Source organism: Amycolatopsis sp. NPDC051061 (assembly GCF_040682935.1).
Lineage (GTDB): Bacteria > Actinomycetota > Actinomycetes > Mycobacteriales > Pseudonocardiaceae > Amycolatopsis.
Map to the genome: position 1 here is coordinate 24,005 of NZ_JBFBBZ010000028.1, position 18,808 is coordinate 42,812.

Consider the following 18,808-nt stretch of genomic DNA (forward strand, 5'->3'; position numbering starts at 1 on the left):
GGGTGCCGGCCGGATCGGGACGTGCCGGAAGTCATGACCCGGGTCAGGTGACTCCTCAGAGCAAGCCGAGATCCCGGGCGCGCAGCGCGGCTTGGGTGCGGTCGCGGGCGCCGAGCTTCCCCAGCAGGTTCGTCACGTGGTTCTTCACGGTGCCCTCGGCGAGGAACAGCTTCGCGGCGATCTCGCGGTTGCTGCGGCCGTCCGCGAGCAGGCGCAATACTTCCTGCTCTCGCTCCGACAGCGGCACCACCAGCGACTGGGGAGCCGGCTCGGGCAGCTGCGCGAACCGCGCGACGACCTTCGCGGCGACCGACGGCTGCAGCACCGACTCGCCCCGCGCGGCCGCCAGCACCGCCTCGATCAACCGGGCCGACGAGACGTCCTTGAGCAGGTACCCGACCGCGCCCGCGCGCAGGGCCGCGAAGACGTCTTCGTCGTCGTCGAAGGTGGTCAGAGCGATGACCTGGACGTCCGGGTGCGCCAGCCGCAGCCGCCGGGTCGCGGCGATGCCGTCGAGCACCGGCATGCGCAGGTCCATCAGGACGACGTCCGGGGTCAGCTCCTGCGCACGGCTCAGCGCTTCCTCGCCGTTGCCCGCCTCGCCGACGACGTCGATGCCATTGTGAGTCGCCAGTAGCGTGGCGAGGGCTTCGCGGAACAGCGCCTGGTCGTCGACGAGCAGGACGCGGACCGGTGTCATCCCGGGACCTCCATGCTCAGCGCGCTGCCCTCGCCCGGCGCCGAGGTGAAGTCGAGCTTGCCACCCAGCTGCTCGGCGCGTTCCCGCAGCCCCAGCAGCCCGAAGCCGGAGGACGCGCCACCGTCGCTGCCGGCGCCGTCGTCGCGCACGACCACCCGGACCGACGCGTCGGCGTAGTCCAGGACCAGCTCGACGCGGTCCGCGCCGGCGTGCTTGCGGACGTTCGTCAACCCTTCCTGCGCCGTCCGGAACAGGGCCTCGCGGTGTTGTTCCGGCAACGGCCGCTCGGTCCCCGAGACCGTGATCTCGGCCGGGACTCCGGCTTCCGAGGCCAGCGCCCGCACCGCGTCCGCCAACGGCGTCGACCGCGGTTCGCGCAACGCCTTCACCGAGCGACGTACCTCGGAAAGCGCGTTCTCGGCCTGTTCCTGAGCCTTCGCGAGGACTTCGTCGGCCTTGTCCGGGTCGGTCGGCAGCACCGCTCGCGCGGCCTTGACCTGCATCTGGACGACGGTGAGCGAGTGCCCGAGCCCGTCGTGGATGTCGCGCGCGACGCGGTTGCGTTCCTGCGCCGTCGCCAGCCGTTCGGCCTGGGTGGCGTAGTCGCGCAGCTTTTCGTGTGCCTCGGCGAGTTCGCCGCGCGAGCGCTGTTCGCGCAGCAGCAGCTCGGTGATGACGGCCGCGAACAGCACCGACACCAGCGTCCCGAGCCCTTCCCGCAGGCCTTCGCCCAGCGACATCCCGAGGTGCACGAGCGGCACCACCGCGATGACGAGCGCGATCACCGGTAGCGGCAGGCGCAGCAGCACGCACTGGCTGACCAGCACGACGAGGAACAGCGTCGCCCCGACGCCGGCGCTGATCGTGAACGTCACGAAGGCCAGCGGCAGCTGGACACCGACGTACGCGGCCGGCCACGCCCACCCGCCGCGGGTGCGCACCCAGCCGAAGCCCGCCGTCGCGAGCACGAGGAAGATCGCGCCGAAGACCAGCGAGAGCACGGGCTCCCCGGATCCGAGGACCCCGAGCACGATCGAGAGGAAGGCGCCGCAGGTCAGCACCCCGAGGGCCCGGTTCACGGTGCCACTCTGCGGGGTCGGGCGTCCGCGGTCAACCACTCGCTCACGCGGCCGCCCGGAGCGCCGCCGCTTACGCTGGGAATGACGGCGAAGCCGAGACGGGAGTCCGACATCGATGTCAGTCCTCTGGGGTGTGTCCTTCGACGCCACTCCGCTCTCCGGCGTCGTGGTCGAGTTCCTCAAGACGGCGCGCCGGTTCGCCGGGCACCGCGTCCACCTCGACCTCGGCTACGACATCAAGGCGGACAAGGGCGCCTTCTTCCGGCGCTACCGCGACGAAGCCGGGCTGCTGCCCGGGTGGGTCACGCTCGACCGCGTCGAAGGCGTCGACGGGATTCGCGGCTACGACCGGGACTTCGTCGAACGGACCTTGCGCGAAGTCGTCCAGCACGGCGACGAGACCCTGCGTCCGGAGATCGACCGGATCGCCAGCGAGCTGGCCGGGAAGATCGTGGCCACCTGGGAACGCCTCGGCGTCACGCTGGTGCTGGTCGAGAACGGCACGCTGCCCGAGAACATCGCCTACACCGAGGCGCTCTACCGCGCGATCGACCGCTACGGCGCCCGCCACCGCCTCGGCCGGTTCGTGTTCTGGCGCGACCACGACCTCATGTGGCAGAGCGAACCGGGCATCGCGAAGTACGGCCGCTTCCCGTACCCCGGCGTCCCCGCGCCGCGGAACTCCCCGCACATCCACTACTTCGCGCTGCACGAGCAGGCGAAGGCGAAGACCCTCGAGTGGGTGCCGGACCTGCGGGCCATCGACGTCCTGCCCAACGCGTTCGCCATCGCGCCCGCGCGGGTCGACGAGCGCAACGCGGGATTCCGGCGGGACCACGGCATTCCCGACGGCGTTGCGCTGCTCGCCCGGATCACGCGGATCATCCCGCAGAAGCGCATCGACCGGGACCTGCACCTCCTCGTGCTGCTGCCGGACGCGTGGCTGTTCGTCGCCGGCGACGTCGACGAGACCCCGGCCGAGCACGCGCGGCTCACGGACCTCGCGACGCGGCTCGGCGTCCGCGACCGCGTCGTGTTCGGTGGCTGGCTGACGCCGTACGACACGGCCCTGCCCGGCCGGTACTCGGTGCGAGACCTGCTGGCGCACGCGACGGTCGTGTCGTTCCTGACCTCCTACGACTACGAGAGCTACGGCAACCCGGTCAGCGAGGCGATCGCTTCCGGGACGCCGTACGTCACGAGCGGCTACGAGCTGTACGACGTCGTCTACGGCCGCAAGGGATTCCGGGCGCCGGTGCTCGACATCCGGGCCCGCGACCTGCCGGACGCGGCGTTCGCGCGCGAAGTGGCCGAGCTGATCACCGACGAAGGGAAACGGGCGGACGTGGTGCGGGCGAACTCCGAACTCGGCCAGGCGCACTTCGGCACGCGGGTCGTCGACGACCTCGTCGACCGGCTCTACCCGCCGCCGATGGGGGCCGGCACCCGGCTTTCCGTCGTCCTGCCGGTCTACAACGAGGCCGCGAACCTCCCGGAAGTCCTGCGGACGCTGCACGACCAGCGCGACGGCGACGCAGCCCTCGACAAGAGCCGGTACGAGGTCGTGCTGGTCGACAACAACTCGACCGACGACACCGTGGCCGTCGCGCGCGCCTTCGCGGCTTCGCACCCCGAACTCGCGCTGCACGTCATCCACGAACCCGAGCAGGGCGTGTCGTGCGCGCGGCGGGCGGGCATGGACTTCGCCGCGGCGCGCAGCCGGAACCGGCCGGAAACCGACCCGGGGGAGCGGTTCTACCTCGTGTCGGCCGACGCGGACTGCCGCGTCGACCCGCACTGGCTGAGCGAGCTGTTCGCCGCGATGGAGTCGAGCAAGGCCGCGATCGGCGTCTGCGACTACTACTACCGTGCAGAGCACTTCACCGGCCGGCCTCGGCTGTGGGACGCGATCCAGCGGACGCTGCGGTGCCGCGCGGTCACGTTCTCGCTGTTCGGTGGTTTCCCCGACGGCAAGGGTTTCGCGGGCGAACGCGACGCCTACGAGCGCGCCGGCGGCATCGAGATCTTCTACCAGCTGCAGGACGGCAAGTTCGTCAGTCACCTGTCCGACGACTGGGACTTCGGCATCAAGGTCGCCAGTGGTGGCGACGCGATCACGTACGCGCCGCGCTCGCGCGTCGAGATCAACCCGCGGCGCGTCGACCACGCCATCGACGAGGTCATCGCCGGCCGGGCTTACGGCTCCGACGGCATCATCGTCATGCGCGACATCCGGCCGTCGATGCCCGCTGCCGCTTCGGATCTGACGGAGGCCGAAGCGCGGCAGGCGTGGGAGTTCTCGATCAAGGACTTCACGCCCAAGAACACGATCCTGCCGGTGCTGCTGACGCCCACGCTCCTCGAGGACGACGCCGTCATCGCGTTCTTAGGCGCCGGCTTGGCGTCCCGGCTCGCGCGGCGGATCGCCGAGATCCGCGCCGAGATGCACGTCGTCGACTTCACGCCGATCCACGCGTACAAGACGCCGTCGTACCGGCTGTACTTCGAGTTCGCCGACGAGCTGTTCGCCTGCCTGCGGCGGCACGTCGGCGAGGACATCGGGTTCCCGCCGCCGCTGCCGCCGTGCCTGGCGGAGATCCCGGCGGAGCGCTTCGCGGAGTTCGTCCACTACTACTGCGAGGACCGGGAATCCGGAGAGGCCCACAACTACTTCGGCAACGGAGGGGTGTTCTGATGACCCTCGCCTACGAAGAGGCGATCGGCTCGCTGCACACGCTCGACCCGGCGTGGCCGCGGCCCACCGTGCTCGATGTCCTCGAGGCGCCGGAGAACCGGCACCTCCTCGATTTTGTGCAGGAGGATCCGTTCGGGGCGCACGTCTTCCCGGGCAACGTGCCCGGGTCGCCGTCGGAGTTCCTGCGCGATCTCGACGCGCAGCTGGCTTCGTCCGGGCCCATTCATCTCTGGTCCTACATCCCGACGTGCGCTTATCGCTGCCGGTTCTGCCAGTACCCGGTGGTGCTGGTCAAGGGAAAACCCGAAGTGGCGTACGAGAAAGCGAAGCACTGGGTCGACCTCAACATCGCCGAAGCGCGGCTGTGGCTCGACGCCGTGCCCCACCTGGCCGGCGCCGAAGTGGGGGAGTTCAACGTCTTCGGCGGCACGCCGTCGCTGCTGCCGGAGCCGGAGATCCGCCGCTTGCTGGAGTTCTACCGCGCGCACTTCGGGTTCACCGCGGACACGACGATCCGCTTCGAAGGTGACCCGAGCACGTTCACCCCGGCCAAGCTGGAACTGTTGCGGGACCTGGGCTGCACCAAGCTGTCCAGCGGTGTCCAATCGTTCGACGACCACGTCCTGGAGCTGTGCGGCCGCGAACACAGCGCCGAAATGTGCGTCGACTTCGTCCGCAACGCCCGGTCGCTGGGCTTCGAGTGGGTCAGCATCGACCTGATGTACGGCCTGCTCGACCAGACCCTGGACAGCGTCCGCCGCGATCTGGACATCGTGCTGGAGAACGAAGTCACGGCCGTGGTGTGCACGAAGCTGCACCTGGCGTCCTACAGCGACACGCGCACCGGCGTCACCGGCGAGAAGCCGGCGGCGTGGCAGCTGCCGGCGTACCGGGACAAGCTGGTGCGCGACGGCCACCGCTGGCCGACGCTCGGCGAGCAGTACCAGATGCGCGAGCTGCTCACCGACGGCCTGCGCGCCGCGGGCTACACCGAGCACCCGACGATGTACTTCGCGCGCGCCGGTCTCGGGCCCGAGAAGTGGAAGGCCATCATGGTCGACCAGGACAAGCAGGAAGCCGAAGTCGCGATCGGCCTCGGCGGCAGCTCGAGCTGCCGCGCGTCCGAGGCGATCACCGACGTCAACTCCCGCCGCTACATCGAAACCGTTTCGGACGGCCGCATTCCCCTGGGTTCGGCGACGCGGTTCACGCCGGAGGCGCAGGAGGCGCGGGCGGTGAAGATGGCCTTGACGACGTTGCAGCCGTTACGGGATTCGCTGCACGCATCGCGGTTCCCGGGGCGTTCGCTGTTCGCGGAACCGTGGCTGGGGAAGTTCCGGTCGCTGGCCGCGCGAGGGCTCGTCGAGCTGCGACCCGACGACGGAGTGATCCAGCTGACCCGGTCGGGCGAAGTGCTGGTCGAGGCCATCATCACCACCGAGCTCTGACGGCCAAGATCACTACATCGGGTGACAGAAGGCTCGCGGAACGCGACCACGCGAGGCAGCATGGGAGCCGGACGTGCCCGTACCGAGATCGGAGCCCCGATGAGCCGAACCGTTGCCGGACACGACGAACGGCGGTGGCGGCCGAGGCTCGCCGCGGCGGGCGCGCTGGCCGCGTTCGCCTCGGTGGTCGCCGCCGCGCCCGCCGAAGCCGCGCCCGACTACTCCCTCGCGGCCACGAACTTCGCCGGCACGCAGATCGCGCTGCACGAAGGCGTGCTGGGAACCGCCCGCGTCGACCCGGCCGGGCAGACGCTCGGCCACGACGTCAGCGGGCACCAGGGGCCGGTCGACTGGGCCGCCGCGGCCGGCGCCGGCGCGAAGTTCACCTACGTCAAGGCGACCGAGGGCACCGGGTTCCTCAACCCGCAGTTCATCGGGCAGTACAACGGCGCGCACACGGCCGGCCTGATCCGCGGCGCGTACCACTTCGCGCGCCCGGACATCTCCGGCGGCGCGGAGCAGGCGGAGTACTTCATCGCCCACGGCGGCGGCTGGGGCCCGGACGGCAAGACGCTGCCCGGCGCGCTCGACATCGAGTACAACCCGTACGGCGACGTCTGCTACGGCAAGAGCGCGGCCGACATGACGGCGTGGATCACGGACTTCACGCGCACGTACCTGGCGAAGGCGAAGCGCAGCGCGCTGATCTACACGAGCACGTCCTGGTGGAAGCGCTGCACCGGCAACACGAACCGGTTCGGGAACACCGATCCGCTGTGGCTGGCCCGCTACGCTCCGGAGATCGGCGAGCTGCCCGCGGGCTGGGACAAGCAGAGCATCTGGCAGTTCGCGCGCGGTGGCGGGCTGCCGGGGGACCAGAACTACTACAACGGCCCGATCGGCCGCGTCGAGGCGCTGGCGAAGGGCTGACGCAGGATGCGCGAACACCCGGGCGGGCTGGTCACGGTGATCACCCTCGTGCCGTCCGGCGTTTCGTACGGTTCGCCGAACGAAAACCCCCGGCGCTGACAAGATCGGACAAGCTGCTTGCCGCTTTCGTGACCGGCTCCCTACCATCGATCGAATGCGAGTAGCCCATCGGATCGGTGTACTGGCCACGATTTCCGCGTTGGTCGTCGCCTCGGCGCCGAGCGCGGACGGCGCGGGACACGCGTGGTTCACCTCCTGGGCGCAGTCGCAGGACGGGCACGCGGACGCGCCCGTGTCCGGCCGGTCGCTGCGGATGCTCACCCACCTCAGCCAGGGCGGCGACGCCGTGCGCGTCCGGCTCCAGAACACCTTCGGCACCGGCCCGCTGACCATCGGGCACGCCACCGCCGGGCTCAGCACCGGCGGCGCCGGTGTTTCGGACGTGCGCGACCTGACTTTCGCCGGCCGTCCGGCCGTCACGATCCCGGTGGGCGGCGACGTCTGGAGCGACGAAACCCGGCTCGTGACGAGCCCGGACACGAACCTCGCGGTGAGCATGTTCGTCGCGGGCACGGCCACTCCCGGCCGCCACGGCGCGGCTTTGCGGGACAACTACCTGACCGCGCCGGGGTCGGGGGACCACGCGGCCGATGGCTCCGGCGGAGCCTTCACTTCCACCGTCGGCTCGACGTACGTCGTGAGCGCCGTCGACGTGCACAACACGTCCTTGCGGGGCACGGTCGTCCCGTTCGGCAGCTCGGTCGTCGACGGCATCGGCAGCACCAACTGCGGCCCCGGCTGCACCCAGCTCGGCGCGGACCGCCGCTGGCCCGACGACCTGGCGCGGCGGATCGTCGCCCAGGCGCCCCCGTCGGCCCAGCTGGCGGTGGCCAACGCGGGCGTCTCGGGGACGACGAGCGCGCCCTCGTGCCCGGGGATGCCGCCGTCGGTTGCCGGCCTGGACGCGGGGAGCCGCCTCGACCGCGACGTCCTGGCCCTGCACGGCGTGACGTCGGTGATCTACTACTACGGCACGAACGACCTCGCGTACGGCTGCGACGGCGAGACGATCCTGGCGAGCTACCGCTCGGTGTTCCAGCGGCTGCGGGCGGCGGGGATCGCGGTCTACGTGACGCCGAGCACGCCCCGGCCCGGATACGACGACGCGGCGAACCTCGCGCGCCACGAGATCGGGTTGTTCGTCTCCCGCTGGTCCTCCTGCGGCGGCACGTGTTCCGGCGTGGTGAACTTCGACGAGGTGCTGAAGGACCCGCTGAAGCCGAACACGATCTTGCCGGTGTACGAGAACGGCGACGGCATCCACGCCAACGCGGCGGGGCAGCAGGCCTTGGCGGACTTCGTGTCGCTGCCGATGCTGGCCGGCTCCGCGCGTCGATGACCCGATCCGGGGCGGTTATTCACACGATCGCGTGACTCCGCGAGTCGGAACGGCCGGACTGTGCCCAGGGGTCCCCAAAGTACGTCCGGTGATGAACACCTCGATGGACGACGCCGGCTGCTGCCTGCTGTCCGTGGCCTGGAACGTCGCCCCGCTGACCGAAGGGCGGCCGGACTCCCGGCGCGGTGACCTCCGGCGCACGGTGGTGGCGGTGTGCCGCACCGCGGGGCACGGCGCCCGCGACTGGGCCACGCGCAACGGTACCGGCACCGAAGCCGAGTACCGACCGTTCCTGCAGCTCGCCGACGTCGCCTACGAGATCGCCACGTTGCTGCAGCTGGTCGAGGATTTCCTGGTACCGGACCTGGAGCGTGAGCACCGCCGCTGGGCCGAGATCGAAGAGCTGAAGTCGCGGCTGACGGAGCTCGCCGAATGGACGTCGTCGTTCTTGAGCTTGTCAGGGTCCGCCTTACGCGCGTAAGGTCGCCCCTGACAAAGGAGGCCGGATGGCGGTGATCGTACAATGTTCCTTCTGCGCGAAGCCGAACACGGAAGTGGACACGCTCGTCGGCGGTCCGGGGGTGTTCATCTGCGACGGGTGCGTCCAGCTGTGCGTCTCGGTGATCGAGGGCAAGCCGTCGGACGCACCGATGATCGCCCCGTGGGAGCACGACCTGCCGCTCGAGCAGGTGCTGCAGAACCTCGCCCCGATCGCGGCGGCGACCGCGCAGGTGCAGCAGAACCTGGCCGCGTGGGTCGGCAAGGCGCGCGCCCTGGGCGGCACGTGGGCGCAGATCGGCGACGCGCTGGGGATGACCCGCCAGTCGGCGTGGGAACGCTTCTCCACCGAGCCTTAAGGTTTGACGCCCACGCCGGCGTAGAGGCCGTCCTCTTCGGGGTCGACGACGGCGGCGAGCCGATCGGGCCGCCAATTCGCGGAGGTGGTCAGCCCGGGTTCGACGAGCTCGAAGCCGTCGAAGAGAGCGAGCACCTCGTCGCGCGAGCGCGGGTAGATGCGGTCTTGCGTCGACTTCATGGTCTCGGCGATCTTGGGGTCGCGCAGGACGGCGAAGTCGTTGGTCAGGTGGGTGAGCGCGAGGTGGCTGCCGGGCGCGAGCGCGTCCCGGTAGGTCCCGAAGACCCCCCGGACGTCCGGCAGGTAGTGCCCGAGCGTGATGGCCAGCAGTCCGACGGGCTGCTCGAGATCGATCAGCTTCCGCACGGACTCGGAGCCGAGAACGGTTTCCGTATCGGTGGCATCGGCCTCGAAGGCCTCGGCGTTCGGGTTGTCCTTGAGCAGCATGAGGCTGTGCGCGACGGCGACGGGTTCGTAGTCGACGTAGACGACCTTGGCGCGGGGATCGACGGCTTGGGCGACTTCGTGCACGTTGCCGACCGTCGGGATGCCGGAGCCGAGGTCGAGGAACTGCCGGATGCCCTGGTCGAGCATGTACCGCACGACGCGCCTCAGGAAGGCCCGGTTGCGCCGGGCCACGGTGGCCACCTGGGGCTGGATGGCTTCGAGCCGTTGCGCGACGGCCCGGTCGGCGGCGAGGTTGTGGGCCCCGCCGAGCAGGTAGTCGTAGATGCGGGCAGCACTGGGCCGGGAAAGGTCGGCATCGGGCGGGATCCAGTCCGCGCCCTCCTGATCGGTCACCCTCGTCCCCTTCGAATCTGCTCGGCCTACTGTAGCGCTTGCAGGTGGATGACCGTCAGGACTTGCGGGATAACTGGGCGGCATAGGCTCGAAGGGCGCGGTGGTGGTCCGCCGGCCTTATTGGGTCCATCTCGATCTTCACGCTGAAGGTGAGATCCACGTTCTCGCCGGCGAGAAGCCGCGCGGTGAGTCCGTCCATCTGCTGCAAGAAGTCTTCGACGAACCTGCGAAGCTGCTGGATCGGCATGTCGGCGAGCCGCGCTTCGACGACGGCGATGTGTCGGATCGCGTCGTCCTCGAAGCCGGTTGCCCGGATCCCGGCGGCCCAGTCGAGTAGTTCTTCGTAGATGCCAGTGAGCCGGTTCGCCAGGTGGATGATCCGCTCGGGATCACCGGCTTCGCCGGGCTTTCCGAACGCCGCGGTCTGTGCGTCGTCCGACAGCACACGGTCGAGATTGGCGACGATCGTGCTGACCGAGGTCAGCTTGTTGCCCAGCCACGAAAGTCCGTCTTCGCCGGCGATTACCTTGCCGTTGTGTGCAGCGAACTCGATGACGTGGTCCAGGTAATTGTCTTCCAGATCGGCGATTCCTCGGTGGAGGAGGCCGCCGTAGAGAAGGAACTCCCATCCGGGAGGCCGTTCGCTGAGCACCAGGGCGACAGCTTCTGGTGTCCGCGGCGCTCTACCGTCGAACTTCGGAGCGCGAGTCCGGCCGTGATCGCCGAGCTTGCGAAGGACGGCATCGACGATGCCTCGCACGCCGGCGAAGTCGGCGTCGATGTAACCGACGGTGGACAAGAGCCCGGGAAGGTCCGAATCGTCGATACGCACCGGAAGGATGTGGGAAGCGGTCTGTTGGAAGGCCCGGTCCTGGGCTGCTTGCCGTTCGTAGGTGGTCCACTTCTTGGCGACGTAGTGGCTCGAGATGAAGAGAACGGCATAGCGAGCCCGACGGCCGTAGATCGCCTTGAGGAGGTTTTCACCCCACGTCTCGGCGGTGCTGTCTTCGTCGAAGAAGACCTTGACGTCGTGTTCCTTGAGTCCGGTCACGACGTCCCTGACAAGCTCCCGATCTTCTGCGGCGAACGACACGGCGATGTCGTAGTCGTAGGTCTCATCCTCCGTCATGGTCGCTGCGAACCTCCCGTAGAGGCGCACACCCTAACCGGGCATCGCAGGGCGGCGCTGGAGGCAAGCCGGAGCCCGGCGCTGCGCGGGGCAAAGGCCCGGGCGACATAAACGAGCGAGTGCGGTTGTCGCAGTCGACCCGGATACGACGAAAGCCACGTCCACCTGCGTGAACGTGGCTTGTCCGTCGGGCTGACAGGATTTGAACCTGCGACCCCTTGACCCCCAGTCAAGTGCGCTACCAAACTGCGCCACAGCCCGGACCCGCACTCGCTGAGTGCGTGAGAAGTACTTTAGCGCGCCCGCCGAACGGCCCTGCGCGCGGGGTCGCCATCCGCCTGACCTGCGGAAACGCGAGTCAGGCGGATGGGGCAAGATCAAGCGGCGTTGCCGGCGTGGGTCAGCGTCTGCCACGCCACGAACAGGTTGTTCGAGCCCGCCGGGCGCTGGCGCTCCGTCAACGTCTGCGTGTTCGTCATCGCGATGCCCAGGCGGGTGTTCAACGCGTTGAACCCCACCTCCGTCACCGGGCCCAACCCGAGGTTCAGGTGACCGCCGCACAGCCATGATGGCACCGCCGTGCCCAGCTGGTATTTCGACTGGAACCCCAGCGCCTGGCGCAGGCGCTCGCCCACGTCCGTTCCGTACACGTCCTGGCCCTGGATGCGCAGCGTCTCCGCTACGTCGGCGATCGAGGCGATGCCGTAGCCCGTGTGGGTGAAGTCGCGGCAGGTCTCCTGGGTCAGGCCGTCCGCGAACGTTCCCTGGCCCTGCCAGTAGCCCACGATCTGGTCGCGCGTGGACAGTCCCCTGCCGGGGACCGTCTTCGGTAGCGCGCCGTCGGAAGACAGGTAGACATACGCGGCGACGCGGTTTCGGTAGCGGGTCACGGCCTTGTCGAAGTTCGTCTTGTCCTCCAGGAACACCGAGATTCCTACCGCGGCCTCCATCATGGACAGTTCCCAGTTGCCGTTGCTGTTGCTGCCGTTGATGATTTTGTTCAGGTACACATTCCGCAGCATCGTGCCGAAGCGGCCCGAGTTCGGCCAGCTCGTGTACGTGTACTTGATGATCTCCGCCGCGCGGGGCCAGGATGAGCCCGCCCAGCCCGTCTGCAGGGGTGCGTTGCTGTTGGTGTGACTCGTGATCGTCGCCGACCACGCGTCCATCAACGCTATCGCCTTCTGCGCGTAACGGGCGTCGCCGGAGATGTACCAGATCAGGGCGGCCGTGTACGCCGCGATCGCGTCTTCCCGCTCGTCGGTACAGCCGTAGTTCGGGTTCGAATACGAGCCGCATTCGACGACCGCGCGGGGTTTCGGGGTGCGGGAGAGTGATGCGTAAGAAAGACTTTTCTCAAGCAGGACATGGCTCTCCTCCAGACGGCGTTGTCACTCCAGAGCGCGCTGTCCCGCCAGTTTCATGGTCCAGACCATCGAGAGTCAAGACCCGTCGAAGCCCTTTCTTCGGCTCCTGAAGAAAAGAACCGGAAAATGTTCAGCCCGCTGAACGGAAGGCGTTTTCCGTTCAGCGGGCTGAATCGCTGTACCGTCAGCCGAGACCGTCGCTGACCGCGTTCATCAACGTCCCGGTGTCACCCGACATCTCCCACGCCATCACGCCGAGCAGGCCGCGCTGCTTCACCCACGCCGTCTTCAGCCCGATCGACCAGGCGTCGTCGAACGTCCACCACTGGCCGCCATTGCCCGTGTAACACGACGTCGCCACCGCGGCCGTGTCGTGGTGGACCGCGCACCCCGGCACGCTCGCCACCAGGTTCGCGTAACCGCGCGTCCCCGCTTCCTCGGCGAACTGCCCCGGAGCCGCGCCGGTCGCCGACTGCCACTCGCCGCTCTTCCCGCCGTCCGCGACGCCCTGCCAGCCGCGCCCGTAGAACGCCAACCCCAAAGTCAGCCGGCGCGGATCCACGCCGGCATTCGTGTAGGCGTTGATCGCCGCTTCCGCGCTGAAGTGGAAGTTGTACGGGTCGTCCGCGTCCGCGTACAGGTTGCCCTGGTGCCCGGTGCGGTTCGGCTCCCACGAGTTGTCGCTGCCCGAACCGTGGAAGTCGTACCCCTGCACGTTCGCCACGTCCAGGTAGTCGAACACCTTCGACAGATCCCACCCGGACGCGACCTTGGCCGGGTCCGCCGGGGTGAAGGCGTGCAGCTGGTACCGCTTGCCGGTCGTCGCGCCGTACGCGTCCAGCTGCGTGCGGAACTCCGCCAGCAGCGCCGTCAGGTTGTTCTTGTCGTTCGGGCTCCAGTGGTTGCCCGGGTGGCCATCGGCGCTCGCGGGCCACTCCCAGTCGAGGTCGATGCCGTCGAAGAGGCCGGCCGCCGTGCCCGGGCCGCCCGCGCCGCCGTAGGACGCGATGTTGCCCTTGATCCACGTGTCGATGCACGACGAGACGAACTTCTTGCGCGACGCGTCCGTGGCCGCGACGTCCGAGAAGTACTTCGAATACGTCCAGCCGCCCAGCGAGACCAGCACCTTCAGGTTCGGGTGCTTCGCCTTGAGCTTCGTGAGCTGGTTGAAGTTGCCGCGCAGCGACTCCCAGCCCGTGTCGGCCACGCCGTCCACCGACTGCGCCGCCGAGAACGGCCGCGAGTAGTCGGCTTCGGCGTCCCCCGCGCCGTCACCCTGGTTGGGATCCTGCGGGTTCGCCGTCGTACCCTTCGTGACGCCGGAAAGGCACGTCAGGTTCACGGGATCGATGTTCTCGAACGCGTACAGCAGGTGCGTCAGCTTCGCCGCCGCGCCCGACGTCTCGAGGTTCTTCACGAAGTACTGGCGCCCGTAGATTCCCCATTGCACGAAGTAGCCGACCTTCGCGTAGCCCGACACGATGTCGCCGGTCTTCACGGAGACCGCGTTGCCGGCGGCGGAAACATTGTCGTAGCCGTCCCGGGCACGCACCGTGAAGGTGTACGAAGTGGACGGTGCCAGCCCGGTCACGACCGCGCCCGTCGTCGTCACCGTGGTGGCGAGGGTGGAACCGCGGTAGACGTCGTAGCTGACGACGCCGGTGTTGTCGCTCGACGCGGTCCACGTGAGCGATACCGAAGTCGCGTCGGCGGCGGTCGAACGGAGGGAACCGGGAGCCGAGGGTGCCTGCGTGTCGTCGGCCGGGTTGTTCGTCGTGACGGCCAAAGCGGTGCTCGCGGGCGAAGTCGTCCCCTTCGAGTCCTTGGCCTTCACCGTGAACGAGTACGCGGTACCCGGCGTGAGCCCGCTGATCGTCGCGCTCGTCCCGGTCGCCGACGCGGCCAGGGAAGTTCCTTGGTAGACGTCGTAGCCGGTCACCGGCAGCGAGCCGGCGGCCGAGGCGTTCCAGGCCAGCGCGACCGTCTTGGTCGTCTTCGCGACCAGCCGCAGGTTCGTGGGCGCGCCCGGGGGAGTGTCGGGTGAACCGTCGCAGTTCGCGTTGTCGACGCGGCACTGCGCCGGCGTCGCCGCCGTGCTGAGCCGGAAGGTCGGGCTGTACGGGTAGGTGGTGCGGCCCGGCGCCAGCGTCGCGATGTAGTACGCGGGGGTGAGCGTGACCTGGGTGCCGTTCTGCGTCACCGTGCCGTTTTCGCCGGTACTGGCGGTGACGCCGGCGGGCAGCGTGAAGGTGATCGCCCAGTTGCTCACCGACGCGGTGCCGGTGTTGGCGACGGTGTAGGTGCCGGTCGTGCCGCTCATCGCCAGGGTGGCGGTCAGCGAACCGGCCGCGGCGGCGGGTGGCGCGAGCGCCGCGACGCCGCCGGTTGCTATCAGTACGGCGGCGAGCGCGGAGCGTAGTCGTGCGGGAGTGCGTCTCATGGCGGTTCTCCAAGCGGCACGCGGGGGACGACGACGTGGTCTAGACCACATCGAATGTAACCCGGTGCCGGGAGATCCGCGCCCGCCCGAACGGCGGCAACCGTTGTCCGAACGGACTGTTAACGGCCGGAGAAGGTCGCTTTCCCGGGCCCGTCGGCGAGGAACGACTTCACGGCGTTGCGGAGGTCCTCGGTCTCGAAGAGCGCCGCGGCGATCGAAGTGATGTGCGCGTTCGCCTCCGGGACGCCGCCGGCGGAGAAGTGGTCGAGGACCTGCTTGGTCGCCGCGTGAGCGCGCGTCGGGCCCTCGGCCAGCCGCGAAGCGAAGGACCGCGCCGCGTCGTCGAAGCCGTCGTCGGCCAGGACGCGGTTGACGACGTTCCAACGCTCCAGGGTCGCGGCGTCGTAGGTGTCGCCGGTCATCACGAACTCCTTGGCGCGACCCACGCCGGCGCGGGCCGCGAGCCGCTGGGTGCCGCCCATGGTCGGCGTCAGCCCGACGACCTTCTCGACCAGCCCGAACTTCGCGCGGGAGGCGGCGAGGACGATGTCGCACGCCACCGCCACCTCGAACGCCCAGGTCAGGCACAAGCCGTGGGCGGCGAACACGGTCGGGAACGGCAGCGCCGCGATCCGGTCCGGCACCGCGAGCATCTCGTCGAAGAGCACCTTCGCCTCGGCGGGCGAGCCCTGCGCGTCGAACAGCGAGACGTCCACGCCGCCGCTGACGACCTTGCCCTCGGCGCGGATCAGCAGCGCTCGCGCGGGCGATGATTCCAGCGCGCCGATGGCGTCGGACAGGTCCGATTGCAGGGAAGCCGTGTAGAGGTTCAACGGCGGAGCGTCGATCGTCAAGACGGCGAGCCCGCCGTCACGGTCGAGGCGGGCCTGGTCGGTCATGTTCACCCTGCTTCTTCGGCGGCGACGATGTCGTCCCAATACTGCTGGGCCTCCGGGCGCCAGTCGACGTGTTTGTGATGGAACAGTTCCGCCGCTTTCGTCCCGCTCCACTTCGCCGGCAGGAGCTCGGCGGGCAGCTGCGGGTCGAGGAACGGGAACCGCCGCCACTCGTGCACCAGCTCGGTCTGCGCCCGCAGCACCGCCCGGCCGCCGGTCGGGTGCAGCCCGGTGAACCGGTCGATGAAGTCCTCGTAGCGGTCCTTCAGCTCGGTGAGGTCCCAGGACCGGGCGACCATGGTCTCCTGCTCGCCGACCTCGCCGTAGGTGGCGGTGAAGGACATCGCCTGGGCGTCCAGGCCGAGCTCGTCGACGATCTGCTGGGCCTCCCGCTGGCGGCTCAGGTCCGGGCTGACCCACACGCCGGCCACGGGCGAGCCGAAGCCCGCCCAGGTCAGCCGCGTGCGCAGGCGGTGCCGCAGGTCGCGCTTCGCCTCCGGCACGGAAACGATGAGCATCAGCCACTGGCCGTTCCAGGGGCGCTCTTCGCGGCCGAACGCGTAGATCCGCTCGGCGCCCTCGGTCAGGAGCCGGCGGCCCGGCGGCGTCAGCGACCAGCGCACCCGGCGCCCGACGCGCTCGGAGACCATCCAGCCCTCGGCCGCGGAGCGGGCCAGCGCCTGCCGCGCCGACTTCTCCTCGATGTCGAGGATGCCGAGCACCTCGACCAGCATCGACGTCCAGACCGGCGTGTCACGAGGCAGCGTGTACTCGCCGAGCACGGTCATCAGCAGTGACCGCGCGCTGGCGTGGCTGACCTCGCGGCGCCGGCTCATCGTGGGCCGGGGCGCGGATGGGCGGCCTTCCCTCGGTTTCGGCCTTCGGCCGAGGGTGACCGGGGGAGCGGATTCGCCCATGCTGTTTCACCTCACTGTGCGGGGGTATCGACAACCGAACAGATTACCCACACTGAGTGATCAAAGCGCCACCGGACACACACCGTCGGTGCCTTTGACCAAGATCTGACAGTTCAGCACGGGGCCGTAGACTTGGCCACCTCATGAGCGCAACTCTCGTCGCGAAGGACCTGGCCGCGGGCCACGGTGACCGCATCCTCTTCTCCGGCCTCGATCTCGTGGTCGCGCCCGGCGACGTCGTCGGCCTGGTCGGCGTCAACGGCGCCGGCAAGTCGACGCTCCTGCGGACGCTGGCCGGGCTCGCGAAACCCGACGACGGCGAGATCCGGCTGAACCCGCCGACCGCGACCGTCGGGCACCTGCCCCAGGAGCCCGAGCGGCGCGAGGGCGAGTCGGTGCGCGCGTTCCTGGCGCGGCGCACCGGCGTGTCGGCCGCGCAGGCGGACCTCGATTCGACGACCGAAGCCCTCACCGCGGGCGAGGCCGGCGCGGACGACCGCTACGCCGTGGCCCTGGACCGGTGGCTCGACCTGGGCGGCGCCGACCTCGACGAACGGGCTGCCGAAGTCGCGTCCGACCTGGGGCTCGCCGTCGACCTCGACCAGCCGATGACGTCGCTGTCGGGCGGGCAGGCCGCCCGTGCCGGACTCGCGTCGCTGCTGCTGAGCCGCTACGACGTCTTCCTGCTCGACGAGCCGACCAACGACCTCGACCTGGACGGGCTCGCCCGGCTGGAGCGGTTCGTGTCCGGGCTGCGGGCGGCGACCGTCCTGGTCAGCCACGACCGCGAGTTCCTGGCCCGGACCGTCGACCGCGTCGTCGAGCTCGACCTGGCGCAGCAGCAGGTCAACGTCTTCGGCGGTGGGTACGAGGCCTACCTCGAAGAACGCGAGGTCGCGCGCCGGCACGCGCGTGAGGAGTACGACGAGTACGCCGACACGAAGTCCTCCCTCGAAGCGCGCGGGCGGATGCAGCGGGCGTGGATGGAGAAGGGCGTCAAGAACGCGCGCCGGAAGCAGCCCGACAACGACAAGGCCGCCCGCAAGTTCCGCACCGAAGCCACCGAGAAGCAGGCGTCGAAAGCCCGGCAGACCGATCGGATGATCGAGCGCCTGGACGTGGTCGAGGAGCCGCGCAAGGAGTGGGAGCTGCGGATGGAGATCTCCGCGGCCCCGCGGGCGGGCGCGGTGGTCGCGACCCTGCGCGGCGCGGTCGTCCGGCGCGGCGGGTTCACGCTCGGGCCGGTCGACCTGCAGATCGACTGGGCGGACAAGGTCGCCATCACCGGCGCGAACGGCGCGGGCAAGTCGACGCTGCTCGCGGCGATGCTCGGCCGGATCGACCCGGACGAAGGCAGCGCGACGCTCGGGCCCGGCGTCGTCGTCGGCGAGGTCGACCAGGCGCGGCGGTTGTTCCTCGGTGACGTCCCGCTCGCGGAGGCGTTCGCGCGGGAGGTGCCGGAGCTGCCGGATGCCGACGTGCGGACGCTGCTGGCCAAGTTCGGGCTCAAGGCCGCCCACGTGCTGCGGTCCGCCGCGACGCTCTCGCCGGGCGAACGGACGCGCGCCGCGCTGGCCCTGCTGCAGGCCCGCGGGGTGAACCTGCTGGTGCTGGACGAGCCGACCAACCACCTCGACCTGCCGGCGATCGAGCAGCTCGAGGCGGCGCTGGACAGGTACCCGGGCACACTCCTGCTGGTGACGCACGATCGGCGGATGCTCGACGCCGTGCACGTCGGCCGCCGGCTCGAGGTCGATGGCGGGAAGGTCCGCGAGCTTTGACTGCCGGCGGTCGCCGGCGCCGGTGAGCGCGCTCTCGGTCGGTTGGTGAGCGGTGCTCTCGGTTGGGAGCGTCGCGCTGGAAGTGCCCGCGAGCAGTGCTCTCGACTCTGAACGGTGCACGCCGCCGTACGTGAGCGGTGCTCTCGGTCGAGAGCACGCCGGCGCAAGTATTCGCGAGCAGCGCTCTCGACCCTGGGCGGCGGACGCCGCTCAGCGTGAGCACTGCTCTCGAGACTGAGCACTGACGGCCGCCGGGGGTGAGCACTGCTCTCGACTCCGAGCAGTGCACCCGAGCGCCCGTGAGCAGTGCTCTCGAAACTGAGCGCCGCCTACTTTCGCAGGTGATCGGGGCTCTCGGTTGGGAGCGGCG

At 69.6% G+C, this 18,808-nt stretch carries 14 protein-coding genes, 1 tRNA gene and 1 pseudogene; 7 read left to right on the plus strand and 9 right to left on the minus strand.

Translation table 11 applies throughout. The annotated features are described in order from the left end of the window. Positions 1 to 55: 55 nt before the first annotated feature. On the minus strand, positions 56 to 700 hold the full coding sequence (locus tag AB0N03_RS32350; protein ID WP_364379488.1) for a response regulator transcription factor: 645 nt from the start codon (positions 698 to 700) through the stop codon (positions 56 to 58). Further along, positions 697 to 1,779, minus strand: a complete 1,083-nt coding sequence (locus AB0N03_RS32355; protein ID WP_364379491.1) for a sensor histidine kinase — start codon at positions 1,777 to 1,779, stop codon at positions 697 to 699. Before AB0N03_RS32355 ends, AB0N03_RS32350 begins: the two co-directional genes overlap by 4 nt. Before the next feature lie 115 nt (positions 1,780 to 1,894). On the opposite strand from AB0N03_RS32355, the gene AB0N03_RS32360 reads away from it, so the two are divergent. From AB0N03_RS32360 to AB0N03_RS32385, 6 genes are all read left to right on the plus strand, one after another. Next, a complete protein-coding gene (locus tag AB0N03_RS32360; RefSeq protein ID WP_364379494.1) occupies positions 1,895 to 4,474 on the plus strand; it encodes a glycosyltransferase in 2,580 nt (859 codons plus the stop codon). Beyond that, on the plus strand, positions 4,474 to 5,922 hold the full coding sequence (locus AB0N03_RS32365; RefSeq protein WP_364379497.1) for a radical SAM protein: 1,449 nt from the start codon (positions 4,474 to 4,476) through the stop codon (positions 5,920 to 5,922). Before AB0N03_RS32360 ends, AB0N03_RS32365 begins: the two co-directional genes overlap by 1 nt. Positions 5,923 to 6,021: 99 nt before the next feature. Then, positions 6,022 to 6,852, plus strand: coding sequence for a GH25 family lysozyme (locus AB0N03_RS32370; RefSeq protein WP_364379500.1), 831 nt, complete (start codon positions 6,022 to 6,024; stop codon positions 6,850 to 6,852). A 154-nt stretch (positions 6,853 to 7,006) separates the two neighbouring features. Next, entirely contained in the window at positions 7,007 to 8,251 is a 1,245-nt protein-coding gene (locus AB0N03_RS32375; protein WP_364379503.1) for a GDSL-type esterase/lipase family protein, read from the plus strand. 91 nt (positions 8,252 to 8,342) lie between these two features. Beyond that, positions 8,343 to 8,732 (plus strand): hypothetical protein, encoded by a 390-nt coding sequence (locus AB0N03_RS32380; protein WP_364379743.1) that lies wholly within the window; start codon positions 8,343 to 8,345, stop codon positions 8,730 to 8,732. 25 nt (positions 8,733 to 8,757) lie between these two features. Further along, the gene (locus AB0N03_RS32385) at positions 8,758 to 9,108 is read left to right on the plus strand and encodes a ClpX C4-type zinc finger protein (RefSeq protein WP_364379506.1); all 351 of its coding nucleotides are present in this window, start codon (positions 8,758 to 8,760) and stop codon (positions 9,106 to 9,108) included. On the opposite strand, the gene AB0N03_RS32390 is transcribed toward AB0N03_RS32385, so the two are convergent. The 7 genes and pseudogenes from AB0N03_RS32390 to AB0N03_RS32420 form a co-directional block, all read right to left on the minus strand. Continuing rightward, entirely contained in the window at positions 9,105 to 9,908 is an 804-nt protein-coding gene (locus tag AB0N03_RS32390; RefSeq protein WP_364379509.1) for an SAM-dependent methyltransferase, read from the minus strand. The genes AB0N03_RS32385 and AB0N03_RS32390 overlap by 4 nt on opposite strands. 55 nt (positions 9,909 to 9,963) lie before the next feature. Further along, a complete protein-coding gene (locus AB0N03_RS32395) occupies positions 9,964 to 11,037 on the minus strand; it encodes a TIR domain-containing protein (RefSeq protein WP_364379512.1) in 1,074 nt (357 codons plus the stop codon). 187 nt (positions 11,038 to 11,224) lie between these two features. Next, positions 11,225 to 11,298: transfer RNA gene (locus tag AB0N03_RS32400), tRNA-Pro, on the minus strand. A 116-nt stretch (positions 11,299 to 11,414) separates the two neighbouring features. Beyond that, positions 11,415 to 12,383 (minus strand): annotated as a pseudogene (locus AB0N03_RS32405) (alginate lyase family protein); the annotation flags it as partial. A 205-nt stretch (positions 12,384 to 12,588) separates the two neighbouring features. Continuing rightward, entirely contained in the window at positions 12,589 to 14,844 is a 2,256-nt protein-coding gene (locus AB0N03_RS32410) for a glycosyl hydrolase family 18 protein (RefSeq protein WP_364379515.1), read from the minus strand. Between the two features lie 119 nt (positions 14,845 to 14,963). Then, the gene (locus tag AB0N03_RS32415; protein WP_364379517.1) at positions 14,964 to 15,743 is read right to left on the minus strand and encodes an enoyl-CoA hydratase/isomerase family protein; all 780 of its coding nucleotides are present in this window, start codon (positions 15,741 to 15,743) and stop codon (positions 14,964 to 14,966) included. A 2-nt stretch (positions 15,744 to 15,745) separates the two neighbouring features. Further along, positions 15,746 to 16,576 carry a PaaX family transcriptional regulator C-terminal domain-containing protein gene (locus tag AB0N03_RS32420; protein ID WP_364379746.1) on the minus strand — a complete coding sequence of 277 codons (831 nt, stop codon included), beginning with the start codon at positions 16,574 to 16,576 and terminating at the stop codon, positions 15,746 to 15,748. A gap of 224 nt (positions 16,577 to 16,800) precedes the next feature. Between AB0N03_RS32420 and AB0N03_RS32425 the strand changes: the two genes are divergently transcribed. Continuing rightward, entirely contained in the window at positions 16,801 to 18,438 is a 1,638-nt protein-coding gene (locus AB0N03_RS32425; protein WP_364379520.1) for an ABC-F family ATP-binding cassette domain-containing protein, read from the plus strand. The last annotated feature ends 370 nt before the right edge of the window (positions 18,439 to 18,808 follow it).

Bases quoted from the DNA above. Each gene is read 5' to 3' on its own strand.
- AB0N03_RS32350 (WP_364379488.1), bottom strand. From the start codon at position 700: ATGACACCGGTCCGCGTCCTGCTCGTCGACGACCAGGCGCTGTTCCGC.
- AB0N03_RS32360 (WP_364379494.1), top strand. From the start codon at position 1,895: ATGTCAGTCCTCTGGGGTGTGTCCTTCGACGCCACTCCGCTCTCCGGC.
- AB0N03_RS32365 (WP_364379497.1), top strand. From the start codon at position 4,474: ATGACCCTCGCCTACGAAGAGGCGATCGGCTCGCTGCACACGCTCGAC.
- AB0N03_RS32370 (WP_364379500.1), top strand. From the start codon at position 6,022: ATGAGCCGAACCGTTGCCGGACACGACGAACGGCGGTGGCGGCCGAGG.
- AB0N03_RS32375 (WP_364379503.1), top strand. From the start codon at position 7,007: ATGCGAGTAGCCCATCGGATCGGTGTACTGGCCACGATTTCCGCGTTG.
- AB0N03_RS32380 (WP_364379743.1), top strand. From the start codon at position 8,343: ATGAACACCTCGATGGACGACGCCGGCTGCTGCCTGCTGTCCGTGGCC.
- AB0N03_RS32385 (WP_364379506.1), top strand. From the start codon at position 8,758: ATGGCGGTGATCGTACAATGTTCCTTCTGCGCGAAGCCGAACACGGAA.
- AB0N03_RS32395 (WP_364379512.1), bottom strand. From the start codon at position 11,037: ATGACGGAGGATGAGACCTACGACTACGACATCGCCGTGTCGTTCGCC.
- AB0N03_RS32410 (WP_364379515.1), bottom strand. From the start codon at position 14,844: ATGAGACGCACTCCCGCACGACTACGCTCCGCGCTCGCCGCCGTACTG.
- AB0N03_RS32415 (WP_364379517.1), bottom strand. From the start codon at position 15,743: ATGACCGACCAGGCCCGCCTCGACCGTGACGGCGGGCTCGCCGTCTTG.
- AB0N03_RS32420 (WP_364379746.1), bottom strand. From the start codon at position 16,576: ATGAGCCGGCGCCGCGAGGTCAGCCACGCCAGCGCGCGGTCACTGCTG.
- AB0N03_RS32425 (WP_364379520.1), top strand. From the start codon at position 16,801: ATGAGCGCAACTCTCGTCGCGAAGGACCTGGCCGCGGGCCACGGTGAC.